This window comes from Actinoplanes sp. CA-030573 (genome assembly GCF_050951115.1).
Lineage (GTDB): Bacteria > Actinomycetota > Actinomycetes > Mycobacteriales > Micromonosporaceae > Actinoplanes.
In genome coordinates this window covers 6,691,581-6,706,356 of the sequence record NZ_CP192038.1, presented here as the reverse complement: position 1 = coordinate 6,706,356, position 14,776 = coordinate 6,691,581, and the positions used below count along the sequence as shown (strand labels likewise).

Here is a 14,776-nt window from a genome sequence, read left to right as displayed (position 1 = left end):
GCGCTGAGTGGGCACGCCGCGGTCAACGGGCACGCCGGCCCGACCGGGCGGCGCCGATGTGAGCGGGCACGCGGCGGACGGCGGCCGGAGCGGGCGGGATCGTCACCTTGGCATCTTCGGGGCGCAACCGGCCCTCGAGATCAGCGGCCACGAGCGGCGGCGGTGCTTCGAGGTCAACGTGCTCGCGGCGGAACGGCTCACGCGGGCCTACCCGCCGGGCATGCGCGACCGGGGGTGTGGCCGCGTCATGCGCAGGTTCCGGCCGCAGTCGCTGCTGCGGCGCCTGATCGAGCCGGAGGAGATCGCCAGCATGGTGGTCTATCCGGCGTCGCCGCCGGCGTCGGCGACCACCGGGGGAGCCGCACGGGTCGACGGCGGCTACGTGGACGCGATTCTGCCCTGAAACCGAAAGTCGGCGGCCGCAACGCCGATGCAACCGGCATGACGCTCGCCGAGGAACGCTGGTTCGCCACCGGTCACAGCACCCTGCCCGATCCGGCCGCGGCCGGAGCGGCCGCCGCCGACGCCGCGATCGCCGGGCGTGCGCCGGTGGTCGTGTTCGTGTTCTGCTCGGTCGGCTATCACGTGCCGGAGATGCTGGACGCGGTGCGCGCCCGGGTCGCCGACGGCACCGTGATCGTCGGCGCCACGACCTCGGGGCAGATGGCCACCGGCGAGGTCAGCGGGGACGGCGTGGCGGTGGTCGCGCTCGGCGGTTCCGGCTTCCAGGTCCGTACGCGGGTGGCCCGCGACGTGACCGGCCATCCGCGCGCCGGCGGGGCCGCCATCGCGGCCGGCCTCGACGAGCTGGACCGGCCGCACCGCGCGCTGCTGATGATCTGCGACGGGCTGACCGGCAACCAGCACGAGATCATCCGGGGCGCGTTCTCGGTGGTCGGCGCGGCGGCGCCCCTGGTCGGTGGCTGCGCCGGCGACCATCTCACGTACGTGCGGACCTATCAGTTCCACGGCGGCCGCGACGGTGTGGAGATCCTCACCGACGCGGCGATCGGCGTCGCGCTCGGCTCCGACCGGCCGCTCAGCGTCGGCATCGCGCACGGCTGGCACACGACCGGGGACGCGATGGTGGTGACCAGCAGCCGCGACGGCCGGGTCTTCGAGCTCGACGGCGAGCCCGCGCTCGACGTCGTCCTGCGCCGGCTCGGCCTCGACGAGTCGGTCCTCGACGACGAACAGGCGTTCCGTGAGCTTCTCGTCCAGCATCCGCTCGGGCTGTCCCGGCGCAGCGGACACGACATGCGGCTGCTGGACGGCGGCGACCGTACCGACCGCTCGCTGAAGTGTCTCGCCGACGTCCCGCAGGGCGCCCTCGCCTGGCTCATGGAGAGCGACCACGGCGCGCTGGTCGACGGCGCGCGCGAGTCGGCGGTGCAGGCGGTCGACGGGCTCGGCGGCGCGCGACCGCTGGGGGTGCTCGCCTTCGACTGCGCGGCCCGCCGGGTGGCGCTCGGCGACCACGGCGTCGAGCAGGAGGTGGCCGGCATCAGCAAGGAACTGGGCGACGTCCCGTACGGCGGCTTCTACACCAACGGCGAGATCGCCCGCCTGCGCGGCGCGCTCGGCATGCACCACTTCACGTTGGTCACGCTGGCCCTGGCCTGAGGGGAACAGCCGTGAACCACTGGTCCACCCATCAGCTCACCGAGTTCTTCGCCGCCGTCTGCGAGGCCCGCGACGAGCGCCTGGCCGCGATGGTCGCCATCGAGCGGGCCAGCGAGGTCCTGGAAACCGAGGTCGGCGCGGTGCTCAGCGGCGACCGGCGGGTCGAGGTCGCCTGGGGCGTACGCGGCGACGTGCTCGAGGACGCCCTCGGCTCGGGCCCGGCGGCCACGGTCGAGGTGCCCGGCCTCGACGAGCTCTTCGTGGCCGAGGCCGGCTTCGGCGGCGGCGACCACGGCCGGCTCATGGTCGCCCGGGCCGGCGAGGCGCTCGGCCCCGAGGAGCGTCAGCTGCTGCAGGCCATGGCCCAGACGCTCGGCCTGGCGCTGGCCAACATCCGGCTGCTGCAGGCCGAGCGCCGGGCGCTCGAATCGCTGCGCGAGGCACGGCACGACTCGCTGACGGGGCTGCCGACCCGGGTGCTGTTCCTGGAGAAGCTCGAGGAGACGGTACGCGAACCGGCCCCGGCCAGCGTGCTCTTCATCGACCTGGACCGGTTCAAGGCGGTCAACGACAGCCTCGGGCACCGGGCCGGCGACGAGCTGCTCGGTCTCGTGGCCGCCCGCATCCGGCACTGCCTGCGCCCCGGGGACGTCGGCGCCCGGATCGGCGGCGACGAGTTCGCGGTGCTGCTGCACGACACGGCGACGGACGAGGCCGTACCCATCGCCGAACGCCTCATCGACGCGGTCCGCCGCCCGTTCCGCGTCGCCGGCCGCGACGTCTTCATCGGCGCCAGCATCGGCGTCGCCACCCGCACCGACACGGCCCCGGCCGACGCCGGCGATCTGCTCGGCAACGCCGACGTGGCGATGTACCAGGCCAAGACCGACGGTCCCGGCAAGGTGGTGGTCTTCGCCCCGCACATGCACGCCGAGGCGCTGGCCCGGCTCACCCTCAACGCCGACCTCCAGCGCGCCCTGGCCGGCGACGAGTTCCGCCTGCAGTACCAGCCGCTGATCCGCCTGGCCGACGGCGCGATGGCCGGCGTCGAGGCTCTGGTGCGGTGGGACAAGCCCGATGGCGTACGCGCGCTGCCCGCCGACTTCCTGCCGATGGCCGAGGAGACCGGGCTCGTCATCGATCTGGGCCGCTGGGTCCTGCACCGCGCCGGTGAGCAGGCGGCCCGCTGGCGCCGCACGATGCCGGGCCTGGTGGTCAGCGTCAACGTCTCGGGAAGGCAGCTGGCCGATCCGGGCTTCGCGCCGGACGTGCGGGGCATGCTCGCGGACTGCGGTCTGCCGCCGTCGGCCGTGACGCTGGAGCTGACCGAGTCGGTGCTGATGAACGACCCGGCCACGGCGATCGCCCACCTGGCCGAGCTGAAGGCGATCGGGGTCGGCCTGTCCATCGACGACTTCGGCACCGGCTACTCGTCGCTTTCGCTGCTGCAGCGGCTGCCGGTGGACGAGCTGAAGATCGACCGTTCCTTCATGGGGCACGCCTCGCCCACGGTCGAGGACGTGGCCGTGATCCGCGCCGTGGTCGAGCTGGCCCGGACGCTGCGCTTGCGAACCGTGATCGAGGGCGTCGAGACGGCGGCCCAGCTGACGGCCATGCGGCGGCTGGGCTGCGACCTCGGCCAGGGCTACCACCTGGGCCGCCCGGCCGACCCGGAGAGGCTGTTCGCCGGCGCCGGCCGGCCGCGTCACGCGACGCCGAACTCGTCCTTCATCACGTCGGCGACCGGCGAGTCCGGCCGCTTGCGGGGCACGCCGTCGACAAGCACGTCGACCGCCTCGTCGAAGAAGGCGACCAGCCCGGCGAGCGGGGCCGCGTCGGGCAGCGGATCCGGGTAGGTCCAGGCCAGGTTCTCGCCCACCGCGAACGACAGATACGCGGCGCGGCCCTTGTACGGGCAGGCCGTCACCATGTCGCTGGGCAGGACGTCGGCCCGGATGTCCTCGCGCGGCAGGTAGAACCGCGGGTACAGCTTCGTCTCGAACACCAGCGTCGGGCGGTGCGACTCGGCGAGCAGCACGCCGTCCCGCTCGATGCGGACGTGCCGGCTGCTGCGACGCGCGTCGACCCGGGAGAACGGGTCACGCGGGTGCGAGAAGACCGGCTCGTCCTCCTCGGTCCAGTCGAACGCCCCGAAGTCGAACACGATATGCCCGGCGAGGTCGGCGTCCTCCGGGCGGAACGCGGCGCGCTCGCGGACGTCGTCACCGACGCGGACGTCGTACGCCTGCCCGGGCGTGGAGTGCGCGGCGAAAGGGATGCCGGGGTGCAGCACCGGCGCGTCGCTCTCCGGAGCCGGCCCGGCCGGTACGAGCTCGGCCCGGACGTCCCCGGCCGGCACGGCATAGGTGGGCACGATGCGGCGCGGCTCCCACAGCAGCAGCGCGGCCCGGCTGTCGGCCACGAGCCGGCCGCCGAGCCGGGCGCGGACCCACTTCTCCGTCGGCTCGTGCCGCAGCACGCCCAACAGCCGCATCATCTCGTCACCGACCTGAACGCTCATGCCGGCAAGTCTGGCCGCCGCACCCGCGCCCGGTCACGTTTCATCGGATTCGCGACTCGCGCCACCCGATATTCGCTGGCGCCGGTGCCGCTGCCGGCGCAGGGTCGGCGGGGTGATCAGCGTGCGGAGATTTCGCGACACCGACGCCGGGACGTTGTGGGCGCTGAACGCCCTGCCCAACATCGGCGAGACGGCCGATCCGGCCGTCCCGGTCCCGCTGCCGCCGGCGACCGTGTCGCCGGCCGGCTTCCCCGATCTGGCCGACGTCGAGCGGAGCTTCCTGGCGGTGGGCGGCGAGTTCCTCGTCGTCGAGCGGGGCGGCGCTGTCGTCGGCATGGGCGGCTACCGCCCCGACGGCGGCTCCGGCGCCGAGATCCTCCGCGTGCGGGTCCATCCGGCAACCCGCCGGCAGGGCGTCGGACGTGCGCTGATGAGCGAGCTGGAGCGGCGGGCGGCCGCGGCCGGCCGGACCTCGGCCCACCTTGACACGGCGACCAACCAGCCGGAGGCGATGGCGTTCTACGAAGCACTCGGCTACCGCGAGACCGGCCGGGAACACCGGCCGGGGTGGACGTGGACGCTGGTGTACTACGTCAAGTCACTTCCGGCGGCGGGCGGCGGTCAGCGGAAGGAGCCCAGGTACATGCAGTGGTCGGAGTAGCCGCCGCAGACCCGGCCGGCGCCGGCCGGGGCGAGGTGGCCGTTGCTGCCGAAGAGGTAGTCGATTTTGCGCTGGGGGAAGGGCTGGAACGTCGCCAGCGGGTGGTCGCGGCTGTCGTCGGCCTCGCCGAACGACTGGTAGAAGCCGTCCAGGTCGGTGCTGTCCGGCGGCAGGTTGAGGTCGCCGCCGAAGAGCACGGGACGGGACCGGGCGTACGGGGTGATCCAGCGCCGCAGGGCCGCGATCTGGGCGACCCGGTTCTCGCCGCTGTGGGCCGTGTGGGTGGTGACGACGAACAGCGACCGGCCGGGCAGGCGCACGTTGGCGGCCAGCAGCACCCGCCCCTCGGCCTGGGACCGGTCGGGGCTGGGCATGCGGTGCGCGTACCGGGAAAGGATCGTCCCGCGGGCCAGGATCGCCACGCCGAACGCCTCGCCGTGCTGGTGGTCGTCGTTGTCGCACTTGCCGCCGACCGAGGCGGTGCCGAACGCGGCGGTGTAGCCGTAGGGCGCGAGCCGGGCCCGGATGCTCAGGAACTGCGAGTAGCACAGCTCCTGGAGCATGACGATCTGGGCCTTGAGGTTGCGGGCCTGGTAGGCGATGTTGGCCGAGGTCATCCCCACCTCGCCGTAGCGGCAGACGTTGCCGCACGCGTTGAAGGTCAGCGCCCGCAGCGCCGGGCGGTACGCCTGGACGGGCGCGGCGCCGGGCAGCGCGGCCACGACGGCGGCGAGCAGCAGCGTGAGGACCAGCCGGATTCGCATGCCGGGTAAGTCGGTCGCCGGCGCCGGCGAGCGCAGGCAAAGCCGGTCGCAGCCCGGTAGCTAGCTGGTGCGGCCGATGGCCGCGCCGGACCGCTCGGTAATCTCGGGACCATGAGTGAGCCGAGTGAGCTGGTGCGCCGGCTGCGCCGGGCGGGCATCGCCGACGTGCTGGACGACGCGACCAACCGCTCGATGTACGCCTCCGACGCCTCCCTCTACCGGGTGGTCCCGCAGACCGTCGTCCGTCCCCGCCACGACGAGGACGTGCTGGCCACGCTGGCCGTCGCCCGGGAGCTCGGCGTTCCGATCACGGCCCGCGGCGCCGGCACGTCGGTGGCCGGCAACGCGATCGGCCCCGGCGTCGTGCTCGACTTCAGCCGCCACCTGAACCAGGTGCTCGAGCTCGACCCCGCGACCCGGACCGCCCGGGTGCAGGCCGGCACGGTCCAGGCCGTCCTGCAGGCCGCCGCCCGGCCGCACGGGCTGCGCTTCGGCCCGGATCCGTCGACGCACACCCGCTGCACGATCGGCGGCATGATCGGCAACAACTCGTGCGGGTCGCGCACGCTCGGCTACGGCCGCACCTCCGACAACGTCGCCGGCCTCAGCGCGCTCACCATCGACGGCGAGCGGTTGATCACCGACGGCCGGCGCACCACCGGCGCCGACAAGATCGTCGCCGGGCTCAAGGACGTGATCAACGACAACCTCAAGACCGGCCGGACCGAGTTCGCGCGCTTCGGCCGCCAGGTCTCCGGCTACGCGGTCGAGCACCTGCTCCCGGAACGCGGGTTCAACCTCACCGAGTTCCTGGTCGGCAGCGAGGGCACCCTGGCCGTGGTCACCGAGGCCACGGTCCGCCTCGTCGCAGATCCGAAATATCGGGTTCTGGTGGTTCTGGGGTACCCCGACTTCGGCGCCGCCGGCGACGCCGTCCCGGGCATCCTCGAGTTCAAGCCGACCGCCTGCGAGGGCATCGACTCACGCATCTGTGACGTGGTGCGCAGCCGTCGCGGGCCGGGCGCCGTGCCGCCGCTTCCGGGCGGTAAGGCCTGGCTCATGGTGGAGATCGCCGGGGACGACCTCGACGAGGCGCGGGCTCAGGCGGAGAAGCTGGCGGCGACGGCCGGCGCGGTGGACACCCTGATCGTCGAGGACCCGGTGGCGGCCGCGCCGCTGTGGCGGATCCGCGAGGACGGCGCCGGGCTGGCCGGCCGGGCGCCCTCCGGCCTTCCCGCCCACGGTGGCTGGGAGGACGCGGCGGTTCCGCCCGCGAAGATCGGGGCCTATCTGCGGGACTTCGACGCCCTCTGCGCGCGGCACGAGCTTTCCGTCATGCCGTACGGGCATCTGGGCGACGGCTGCGTGCACGTGCGCCTGGACTTCCCGCTCGACAAGCCCGGCGGGCCGGCCAAGTTCCGAGCGTTCCTCGAGGAGGCGGCCGATCTCGTGGTCGGCTACGGCGGCTCGCTCTCCGGTGAGCACGGCGACGGCCGCGCCCGCAGCGAACTGCTCACCCGGATGTACTCGCCGGCCGCGATCGGGCTGTTCCGCCGGATCAAGCACACCTTCGACCCCGCCAACCTGCTCAACCCCGGCAACCTGGTCGACCCCGACCCGGTCGACGCCAACATCCGGGTCGCCCAGGCCCGCCCGGTCACGACCAGGCTGGCGCTGGCCTACCACGCCGACCACGGCGACTTCAACCAGGCGGTGCACCGCTGCACCGGGGTCGGCAAGTGCCGCGCCGACACCACGGCGCTCGGCGGCGTGATGTGCCCGTCCTACCTGGCGACCAGGAACGAGAAGGACTCGACCCGGGGCCGCGCGCGGGTCCTGCAGGAGATGCTCGACGGCGATCTCGCCCCGGGCTGGCGCGCGCCCGCCGTACACGATGCGCTTGATCTTTGTTTGTCCTGCAAGGGATGCGCGAGCGACTGCCCGACCGGGATCGACATGGCGGCCTACAAGGCCGAGGTGCTGCACCAGAGCTACAAGCGGCGGGTACGGCCGAGGTCGCACTACTCGCTCGGCTGGCTCCCGCGCTGGTCCCGCCTGGCCGCGCGGATGCCCCGCCTGGCCAATCGGATGACCACTTTGCCCGGTCTGCGGGGAGTGGCCCTGGCGCTGGCCGGAGTCGACGCCCGGCGCAGCATCCCGAAGTTCGCTGACCAGACATTCCGGGCATGGTTCTCACGCCAGAACAAGAAGACCGGCAAACCGGTCGTCCTGTTCGTCGACAGCTTCACCGACCACTTCTCGCCCGAGATCGCCCAGGCCGCGGTCGAGGTGCTGACCGCCGCCGGCTACGCCCCGCGGATCACCACGCGCGAGGGCTGCTGCGGCCTCACCTGGATCTCGACCGGGCAGCTCGACGCGGCCAAGCGCATCCTCGGCCGGACCGTCGACCAGCTGGCCGAGGCGGCGGAGAACGGTGTGCCGATCGTCGGGCTCGAGCCGTCCTGCACCGGCGTGCTGCGCGGCGACCTGCCCGAGCTGATCGACACCGAGGCGGCCAGGAAGGTCAGCGCGGCCACCGTCACGATCGCGGAGCTGCTCGCCCGTACGCCCGGGTGGGAGCCGCCGTCGTTGGACGGCCTGAAGGTGATCGCCCAGCCGCACTGCCACCACCACGCCGTGATGGGCTGGGAGGCCGACGCCAAGCTGCTCAAGCGCGCGGGCGCCAAGGTGGTGCGGCTCGGCGGGTGCTGCGGGCTGGCCGGCAACTTCGGCGTCGAGCGTGGCCACTACGAGGTGTCGGTGCAGGTCGCCGAGCAGCAGCTGCTGCCGGCCCTGCGCCAGGCGGGCGAGGGTGACGTCTTCCTGGCCGACGGGTTCTCCTGCCGCACCCAGGCCGACGACCTGGCCGGCGTGCCCGGCAAACATCTGGTGGAGTTGCTGGCGACGAAGCTGAGAAGCTGAGCGGCATGCGAATCCTGCTCGTCGAGGACGACCGCCGGGTCAGCGCGGTGATGACCTCGATGCTGCAGCGCCGGGGGTACGAGGTGGAGCATGCCGCCACCGCGACGGCGGCCCTCGCCGCGGCGCCGTGCGATCTCGTGCTGCTCGACCTCAACCTGCCCGACGGCGACGGCGTCGACGTGTGCCGGCAGCTGCGGGCGCGCAGCGAACACCTGGGCATCATCGCCGTCACCGCCCGCGGCGAGGAGCGCGACCGGGTCACCGGCCTGCGGGTCGGCGCCGACGACTACGTAGTGAAGCCGTTCTCGATGGCCGAGCTCCAGGCCCGCATCGAGGCCCTGCTGCGCCGCACGGTTCGCCAGGCGCCGCCGCGCGAGGTGGTCGAGACCGGGCCGCTGCGCCTCGACCTGGCCGCCCGCACGGTGCACGTCGACGACGCGCCGGTCGTCCTGACCCGCAAGGAGTTCGACGTGCTGGCCTCGCTGGCCCGGCAGCCCGGCGTCGCGTTGTCCCGCGAGCGCATCCTGCTCGACGTCTGGCAGACGACCTGGTCGGGCAAGCACACGCTGGAGGTGCACGTGGCGTCGCTGCGCAACAAGCTGGGCCGGCCCGAGCTGGTGGAGACCGTCCGGGGCGTGGGCTACCGCTTGCGCACCGAATAGGAGGGTGTGGTGCGCAACCGGCTGGTCGGCACGTACGTGTTGCTGCTGTGCATGGTCCTGCTGGCCCTGGAGCTGCCGCTCGCCGTCGCGCTGACCACCCGCGAGACCGAGCGGGTCGAGGCCGACCGGCTCGCCGACGCCACCCGCTTCGCCTCGCTGGCCGCGCCCGCCCTGCGCAGCGGCGAGCTCGAGTCGTTGCGGGACGAGCTGCACCGCTACACCGACCTGTACGGCATCGCAACCATGGTCGTCGACCAGGACCAGCGGGTGCTCAGCGACTTCGGCCCGCCGGTCCGCGACGCCGGCCTGGCCATCCGCGCCGCGCTGGCCGGACGCCAGGTGGGCACCCCCGAGACGCTGTGGCCGTGGCAGAGCCGCCCGTTGATCGTCGCTGTCCCGGTCAGCGACGGCGGCGCCGTGCTCGGCATCGTGCTGACCGCGTCGCCGACCGGGCACAGCCGCCGGGTGGTGACGCTGAGCTGGCTGGTGCTCGGCCTCGGCGGCCTGCTCGCGGTGGCCGCCTGCCTGGTCACCGCCCACCGCCTGGCCGGCTGGGTGCTGCGGCCGGTGACCCGGCTCGACGCGGCCGCCCACGAGATCGCGGCCGGGGACAGCGCCGCCCGGGTGCAGCCCGGCCTCGGGCCGCCCGAGCTGCGCCGGCTGTCGGCGAGCTTCAACGAGATGGCCGACGCGGTCGCCGAGTCGATGGAACGGCAGCGCTCGTTCGTCGCGCACGCGAGCCACCAGCTGCGCAACCCGCTCACGGTGCTGCGCCTGCGCATGGAGGACCTGGGCGGCGACCTGGCCGACCCGCAGGCGCGCGCCGATCACGAGATCGCGCTGGCCGAGACCGACCGGTTGGCCGACGTGCTCGACGGGTTGCTGGCCCTGGCCCGCGCCGAACGAGGCCAGCACCGCGTGATCGAGATCGACGCGGCCGCGCTGGTCGAGGAGCGGGCCGAGGCCTGGCGCCCGCTCACGTCCCGCCGCGGCATCGAGCTGGTGACGTCGGTGTCCGCCCCCGACCCCGATGCCGGCGTGAAGCTGCCGGCCTGCGCCGTACCGACCGCGCTCGACCAGTCACTGGACGCCCTGATCGACAACGCGCTCAAGTTCACCCCGGCCGGCGGGCGGGTCGAGGTGGCGGCCGCGCCGTCGGACGGCGGTGTGGTGGTGTCGGTGCGCGACTCCGGGCCGGGAATGACCGAGGAGCAGTGCCGCCTGGCCACCGAGCGCTTCTGGCGGGCGCCCGACGCGCAGAACGTCGACGGCGCGGGTCTGGGCCTGTCCATCGTGACCGTGTTGATCGAGGCCTCGGGTGGCCGCTTCACGCTGGCACCCGCCGCCGGCGGCGGCGGCCTCGAGGCGCGCATCTGGCTGCCCCCGCCCGCGTCCCCGGACGTTTCGTCAGACGTATCGCACCCGTAGTCGAACGCTTACTGGCCGAACGGCCGTGGTCCGGCGCCGGCCGTCTGCCGAGACTGACCCGGTGACATATCAGGCACCCCAGCAGCACCCCTGGCCACCGCAGCCTCCCCCGTCCCGGCCGGGTCTCTGGTCGCGCATGAACCCCTTGCAGCGAACCGGGGCCATCGCCGGGGCGTTCCTGCTCGCGTGCTGCGGCGGGCTCCTCGGCATCGGCCTGGTCACCGGCGACTCGAAGAACGAGACGCTCACCGGCACGTCGCAGACCGTGACGACGACGGCGGCGGACGAGCCGGCCGCCGATCCGCTGCTCGGCGACGCCTCCGCGTCCCCGTCGGTCGAGGAGACGGCCGCGACCGACCCGGCGGCGACCGCGGCCACCACCGACCCGGCCGCGACCGACCCCGCGGCGACCGATCCCACGACCGCGGCTCCCGTCGTCACCACGAAGACGGTCAAGCAGACGAAGTCCATCCCCTACGGCACGCGCGAGGTCGAGGACGACTCGCTGGCGGAGGGGAAGACCAAGGTGCGGGTGAAGGGCGTGAACGGGGTGCGGACCATCACGTACCAGGTAACGCTGACCGACGGCGAGGAGACCGCCCGCAAGCAGATCTCCTCGGTCGTCACCAGGAAGCCGGTCACCAAGGTGATCGCCATCGGCACCAAGCAGGCGGGCGACGGCTGCAACCCCAACTACAGCCCGTGCGTCCCGATCGCCAGCGACGTCGACTGCGCGGGCGGCAGCGGCAACGGTCCCGTCTACGTCGACGGGCCGATCCAGGTCATCGGCAGCGACCCGTACGACCTCGACCGCGACGGCGACGGGGTGGCGTGCGACAGCTGATCGGCCGGCTCAACCGGCTTGGCGGAGTGCGTTCGCGCGCAGCTCGCGTGGTGACACCCCGCGCACCCGCTTGAACGCGGCGCTGAGCGCGAACGGGCTGCCGTAGCCCACGTCGCGGGCGATCTTCTCCAGCGTCGCGTCGCTGCGCATGAGCATGTCGGCGGCGCAGGAGAGGCGCCACTCGGTCAGGTAGGTCATCGGCGGGACGCCCACGAGCTCGGCGAACCGCCGGGCCAGCGCCGCCCGCGAGCAGCGGGCCTCGGCGGCCAGGGAGGCGACCGTCCAGGGGCGGTCGGGCCGGGCGTGGATGCGGGCCAGGGCGGCCCCGACGATCGGGTCGTCCTGGGCGGTGTACCAGCGCGGCGGGTGCGCTTCCGGGCGGGACAGCCAGGTGCGTACGGCGGTGATCAGCACCAGGTCGAGGAGCCGGTCGAGAACCACCTCCTGGCCCGGCGCGTCCCGGTCGACCTCGCGGATGACGTGCCCGATCAGCCCGGAGTCCCACTCGCCCGGCCGCAGCACCACCAGCTCCGGCAGCGCCGCCAGCAGCGACCGGCTGATCTCGGCCGGCGAATGGTAGGTGCCGGTGAGCAGTATCGTGCCGCCCTCGGGGTCGTTGCCCCACGACCGCAGCCCGAGCGGTCCCATCGGCCGCCCGGTCGCACCCGGAATCGGCCGGCACACCTGGTCGGGCCCGATCACCACCTGCGGCGCGGTGGCGGGGGAGTCGGCCACCCGGTACGGCGCCGGGCCGCGCACAAGAGCCACGTCGCCCGGCAGGATCCCGGTCGCCGACGCGCCCGCGTCGAGGTGCGCCGACCCGCCCGCGTCGAGGTGCGCCGACCCGCCCGCGTCGAGGCGCGCCGAGCTGCCCACGTCGAGGTGCGCCGACCCGCGCACGACCGCGACCAGGGTCAGCGGCGCCTCGTCCTCGATCCGCATCGACCACGGCGCCGACAGCAGCGACCGCAGGAGGAACGCGCCCCGCGCCCGCGGGTCGAGCAGGCCGCCGACCGGATCCATGCGGGACAGCGTAGACGCTCGCGTATGGAATCGGGTGCCTGCCGCATGGAAAGGCTCACCGGTCCGCGGTGACATGGAGTCATGACTCGTTCCTGGGAAGTTCTCACCGCCGCCACCACCGTCGGGAGCGGCCTGCTCGCCGGGGTGTTCTTCGCCTTCTCCGCGTTCGTCATGAGCGGCCTGCACCGGCTGCCGGCCCCGGCCGGCGCGGCCGCGATGCGCTCGATCAACGTCACCGCCCAGCGGCCGCCACTGATGATCGCCCTGTTCGGCGTCTCGATACTGTGCGTCGCGACGATCGTGCGGGCCCTCAGCACCTGGTCGCGGCCCGGTGCCGGAGGGCTGCTGCTCGGCGCGATCCTGACCATCGTGGGCGCGCTCGGCGTCACCGCCGCGGTCAACGTGCCGCTGAACGACCGGCTCGAGGCCGGCACGATCACCTGGGACCGGTACCTGGCCGCGTGGGACCCGGCCAACCACGCCCGGACGATCCTCTGCCTGGCCGGCTGCGCCGTGCTGCTGGCCGGCGCGATCCGCCGGCACTGAGGAGCCGCGCGCCCTCCCCGGACGCGCGGCCCCTCCGCCGGGTGGCCCGTGTCAGCCGGCCAGGAACGATCGGACCCGGGTGAGCGTGACGGTGTCGGTCAGGTAGCCGATGTGGGTCTGGCAGGCCACGTAGTTGTTGGTGGCGCCGCTCAGGACCGTGCTCGTGTAGGGGATGATGATGCCGTCGCAGGGGGAGTACCAGGTCGCGTACCGGGTGCTGCCCGGCGTCTCGTCACCGGCGCTGAGCGTGGTGATGAACGACGAGCCGGGATACATCTGCTGGCAGGTCACGAAGGCGAGGCAGGCGCTCGCGTACGTGGTGCCGTGGTTGGCCCCGGCGATCGACGCCAGATGCCGCACGTATTGCGCGCCGCCCAGCTGCTTGAGGTACCAGAGGCTGACCAGGCCGCCCATCGAGTGGTTGACGATGTCGACCTGGGCCGCGCCGGTGCGGGCCCGCACCTGGCTGACGTAGCTCGCCAGGCCCTGCGCGTTGGTGATGTTGTTGCCGTACGAGTTGTACTCGTACGCGAACAGCTCGCTGCTCGAATAGCCGCCGGCCCGGAACACCGACATGGCGGTGGTCCAGTTCGAAGCGCTGCCGGTGTAGCCGTGCACGAAGATCACCGGCGTGCCGGGCGCGGCGGCGGCGGGCCGGACCGGGCCGAGCGTGAGCGCGGTCAGCACGGCGGTGAGGAGGACGACGAGACGACGCATGGAACCTCCAAGGCGTTCGGGGTCCTTGCATCGTCAGTGCAAAAATGGGTCCCGCGCATCGGCGAAATCACCGGCCCGTCGCCGCGCCGCCGTGGTTGCCGGTATGGTCGCCCGCGTGGATCCGCAGGACATCGCCGCCCGGCTCGCCGTGCCCGTCGAGGAAGTCGCCCGGGTGCAGAGGCTCGCGGGTGACCGGCCGTCGGCGCCGCTGCCCGGCAAGGCCGGCGCCCCCGCGCTGCTCGACCGGCTGGCGGTGCGGCCGGACGACGCCGCCGAGATCATGGCGGGCTGGCCCGACGCCGGCTCTCCGTTGTGGACGCCGGAGCTGCGCTGGCTGCTCGACCGCTCGGTCGCGCTGGTCCGCGCCGATCTCGGGGGCTACGGCTGGCTGGCGCCGGGGCCGGAGCTGCCGCGCGATCGGGGCCCGGCCTGGCGGCATCTCTACGTCTACGCGTACCTCTCGCTGGTCGAGGAGGTCCGGGCCTACCACCGTGCGCACGGCATCGCCGACGAGGTGTCCTGGGCGACGCTGGCCGACCTCGGGCGCAACCTCGCCGTCGACCGGCGGATGAACCGCGAGGGCTGGCCGGTGATGCAGGCCTGGCTGACGCTGCACGCGCGCGGCGGCCTCTACGAGCTCGGCCGGCTCCAGCACCAGCGCGGCGCCGGCGCCATCGACCTGCACATCCCGGACGCCGGGCCGCTGACCCCGGAGTCCATCGACGCGTCGCTCGACGAGGCGCGCGCGTTCTTCCCGCGCCACTTCCCGGACGAGCGGTACACGTCGTTCGCGTGCGGTTCGTGGCTGCTCGACCCGCAGCTGCGCGACTATCTCCCCGCGGAGTCGAACATCATCCGGTTCCAGCGGCGGTTCGAGCTCGAGCCGTACGAGGAGCCGGAGGGGCTGGACGCCGACGTCGAGGTGCGGCGGTTCGTGTTCCGCACGCTGTCCACGCCGCTCGACCAGCTGCCGCGCGGCACGGTCCTGCAGCGGGCGGTCATCGACCACCTGAAGGCGGGCGGTCACTGGCGGTGGCGGCGGGGTCGCTTCCCGATCTGAGCGAG

13 protein-coding genes and 1 pseudogene are annotated in these 14,776 nt (G+C 73.5%); 10 read left to right on the top strand and 4 right to left on the bottom strand.

Annotation, left to right across the window (positions count from 1 at the left end; genetic code table 11):
- The first annotated feature begins 58 nt into the window (after nucleotides 1-58).
- The 3 genes from ACQP2F_RS30940 to ACQP2F_RS30930 are packed head-to-tail and all read left to right on the top strand — an operon-like array spanning nucleotide 59 to nucleotide 3,479.
- Nucleotides 59-403, top strand: coding sequence for an SDR family oxidoreductase (locus ACQP2F_RS30940; RefSeq protein ID WP_433293570.1), 345 nt, complete (start codon nucleotides 59-61; stop codon nucleotides 401-403).
- Between the two features lie 38 nt (nucleotides 404-441).
- Nucleotides 442-1,623, top strand: coding sequence for an FIST signal transduction protein (locus tag ACQP2F_RS30935; protein ID WP_433293568.1), 1,182 nt, complete (start codon nucleotides 442-444; stop codon nucleotides 1,621-1,623).
- Nucleotides 1,624-1,634: 11 nt separating this feature from the next.
- Complete coding sequence (locus tag ACQP2F_RS30930) at nucleotides 1,635-3,479, top strand: putative bifunctional diguanylate cyclase/phosphodiesterase (protein WP_433293566.1); 1,845 nt, start codon at nucleotides 1,635-1,637, stop codon at nucleotides 3,477-3,479.
- A gap of 2 nt (nucleotides 3,480-3,481) precedes the next feature.
- Here the strand turns inward: ACQP2F_RS30930 and ACQP2F_RS30925 are convergent.
- Nucleotides 3,482-4,117 (bottom strand): annotated as a pseudogene (locus ACQP2F_RS30925) (DUF427 domain-containing protein); the annotation flags it as partial.
- A 148-nt stretch (nucleotides 4,118-4,265) separates the two neighbouring features.
- On the opposite strand from ACQP2F_RS30925, the gene ACQP2F_RS30920 reads away from it, so the two are divergent.
- Entirely contained in the window at nucleotides 4,266-4,805 is a 540-nt protein-coding gene (locus tag ACQP2F_RS30920; RefSeq protein WP_433293564.1) for a GNAT family N-acetyltransferase, read from the top strand.
- Here ACQP2F_RS30920 and ACQP2F_RS30915 read toward each other — a convergent pair.
- On the bottom strand, nucleotides 4,766-5,569 hold the full coding sequence (locus ACQP2F_RS30915; RefSeq protein WP_433293562.1) for an endonuclease/exonuclease/phosphatase family protein: 804 nt from the start codon (nucleotides 5,567-5,569) through the stop codon (nucleotides 4,766-4,768). The genes ACQP2F_RS30920 and ACQP2F_RS30915 overlap by 40 nt on opposite strands.
- Nucleotides 5,570-5,680: 111 nt before the next feature.
- On the opposite strand from ACQP2F_RS30915, the gene ACQP2F_RS30910 reads away from it, so the two are divergent.
- The 4 genes from ACQP2F_RS30910 (at nucleotide 5,681) to ACQP2F_RS30895 (ending at nucleotide 11,425) form a co-directional block, all read left to right on the top strand.
- A complete protein-coding gene (locus ACQP2F_RS30910) occupies nucleotides 5,681-8,491 on the top strand; it encodes an FAD-binding and (Fe-S)-binding domain-containing protein (RefSeq protein ID WP_433293559.1) in 2,811 nt (936 codons plus the stop codon).
- A gap of 5 nt (nucleotides 8,492-8,496) precedes the next feature.
- Nucleotides 8,497-9,153: a response regulator transcription factor gene (locus ACQP2F_RS30905; RefSeq protein WP_433293557.1), complete on the top strand. Its 657-nt coding sequence runs from the start codon at nucleotides 8,497-8,499 to the stop codon at nucleotides 9,151-9,153.
- Between the two features lie 9 nt (nucleotides 9,154-9,162).
- Nucleotides 9,163-10,581, top strand: a complete 1,419-nt coding sequence (locus tag ACQP2F_RS30900) for a sensor histidine kinase (RefSeq protein ID WP_433293555.1) — start codon at nucleotides 9,163-9,165, stop codon at nucleotides 10,579-10,581.
- 136 nt (nucleotides 10,582-10,717) lie between these two features.
- A complete protein-coding gene (locus tag ACQP2F_RS30895; protein ID WP_433307667.1) occupies nucleotides 10,718-11,425 on the top strand; it encodes a G5 domain-containing protein in 708 nt (235 codons plus the stop codon).
- Nucleotides 11,426-11,434: 9 nt separating this feature from the next.
- Here ACQP2F_RS30895 and ACQP2F_RS30890 read toward each other — a convergent pair whose 3' ends face one another.
- A complete protein-coding gene (locus tag ACQP2F_RS30890; protein ID WP_433293553.1) occupies nucleotides 11,435-12,448 on the bottom strand; it encodes an AraC family transcriptional regulator in 1,014 nt (337 codons plus the stop codon).
- Nucleotides 12,449-12,529: 81 nt separating this feature from the next.
- Here ACQP2F_RS30890 and ACQP2F_RS30885 point away from each other — a divergent pair, with 81 nt between their 5' ends.
- The gene (locus tag ACQP2F_RS30885) at nucleotides 12,530-12,994 is read left to right on the top strand and encodes a DUF1772 domain-containing protein (protein WP_433293551.1); all 465 of its coding nucleotides are present in this window, start codon (nucleotides 12,530-12,532) and stop codon (nucleotides 12,992-12,994) included.
- 51 nt (nucleotides 12,995-13,045) lie between these two features.
- Here the strand turns inward: ACQP2F_RS30885 and ACQP2F_RS30880 are convergent, their stop codons facing one another.
- Entirely contained in the window at nucleotides 13,046-13,711 is a 666-nt protein-coding gene (locus ACQP2F_RS30880; protein WP_433293548.1) for an esterase/lipase family protein, read from the bottom strand.
- Nucleotides 13,712-13,826: 115 nt separating this feature from the next.
- Between ACQP2F_RS30880 and ACQP2F_RS30875 the strand changes: the two genes are divergently transcribed.
- Nucleotides 13,827-14,771 carry an acyltransferase domain-containing protein gene (locus ACQP2F_RS30875; protein WP_433293546.1) on the top strand — a complete coding sequence of 315 codons (945 nt, stop codon included), beginning with the start codon at nucleotides 13,827-13,829 and terminating at the stop codon, nucleotides 14,769-14,771.
- Nucleotides 14,772-14,776 lie beyond the last annotated feature (5 nt).

Coding starts and splice junctions, on each gene's coding strand:
- ACQP2F_RS30935 (WP_433293568.1), top strand. CDS start 442: ATGACGCTCGCCGAGGAACGCTGGTTCGCCACCGGTCACAGCACCCTG.
- ACQP2F_RS30915 (WP_433293562.1), bottom strand. CDS start 5,569: ATGCGAATCCGGCTGGTCCTCACGCTGCTGCTCGCCGCCGTCGTGGCC.
- ACQP2F_RS30910 (WP_433293559.1), top strand. CDS start 5,681: ATGAGTGAGCCGAGTGAGCTGGTGCGCCGGCTGCGCCGGGCGGGCATC.
- ACQP2F_RS30905 (WP_433293557.1), top strand. CDS start 8,497: ATGCGAATCCTGCTCGTCGAGGACGACCGCCGGGTCAGCGCGGTGATG.
- ACQP2F_RS30895 (WP_433307667.1), top strand. CDS start 10,718: ATGAACCCCTTGCAGCGAACCGGGGCCATCGCCGGGGCGTTCCTGCTC.
- ACQP2F_RS30890 (WP_433293553.1), bottom strand. CDS start 12,448: ATGGATCCGGTCGGCGGCCTGCTCGACCCGCGGGCGCGGGGCGCGTTC.
- ACQP2F_RS30885 (WP_433293551.1), top strand. CDS start 12,530: ATGACTCGTTCCTGGGAAGTTCTCACCGCCGCCACCACCGTCGGGAGC.
- ACQP2F_RS30880 (WP_433293548.1), bottom strand. CDS start 13,711: ATGCGTCGTCTCGTCGTCCTCCTCACCGCCGTGCTGACCGCGCTCACG.